Here is a 699-nt window from a genome sequence, read left to right as displayed (position 1 = left end):
TGTCAACGGCGGCGTAAAAGTCGTCCATTGGGCGGAGCAAAACCAGGCCACTTGATCCGGGTGTTGGCGAGCGCCGGGAGGGCGTAGCCCGAGCGGGGGTCGTCAACACCCGGATTGCCGTTTCTGTCAGGGGTTGGGACGTGCTTTGCGTGCCTGGCTCTGGGCCAGGCGATAGCTCTCGCCGTTCATCTCGAGGATGCTGACGTGGTGGGTGAGCCGGTCGAGGAGCGCGCCTGTCAGGCGCTCGGAACCGAACGTCTCGGTCCATTCGTCGAACGGCAGGTTGCTGGTGATCAGCGTCGAGCCGCGTTCGTAGCGCTGTGAGATCAGCTCGAACAGCAGTTCCGCGCCGGTTTTGGAGAGGGGCACGAACCCCAGCTCATCGATGATGAGAAGCTTATAGCCGGTCATCTGCTTGTGTAAGCGCAGTAGGCGGCGTTCGTCGCGTGCCTCCATCATCTCGCTGACCAGCGCGGAAGCAGTGATGAACCCGACCGTCAGGCCCTTCTGGCAGGCCGCCAGGCCAAGACCGATCGCGACATGGGTCTTGCCGGTCCCCGACGGGCCAAGGGCGATGACGTTCTCGCGACGGGTAATCCAGTCACAACGCGCCAGTTCGAGCACCTGCATCTTGTTGAGCTTCGGAATGGCGGCAAAGTCGAAGCTGTCGAGGCTCTTGGCGGCCGGGAACCGCGCGGC

Annotated in this window: 1 protein-coding gene; it reads right to left on the bottom strand. The window is 63.5% G+C overall.

The features are described from left to right. Positions 1 to 126: 126 nt before the first annotated feature. A partial coding sequence (istB, locus tag A7A77_RS17325) for an IS21-like element helper ATPase IstB (RefSeq protein WP_066561335.1) occupies positions 127 to 699 on the bottom strand: 573 nt, incomplete at its 5' end.

The organism is Croceicoccus bisphenolivorans (assembly GCF_001634625.1).
Lineage (GTDB): Bacteria > Pseudomonadota > Alphaproteobacteria > Sphingomonadales > Sphingomonadaceae > Croceicoccus > Croceicoccus bisphenolivorans.
Note: the sequence above shows the minus strand (reverse complement) of the source record. Positions and strands in the feature narration are given on the sequence as shown.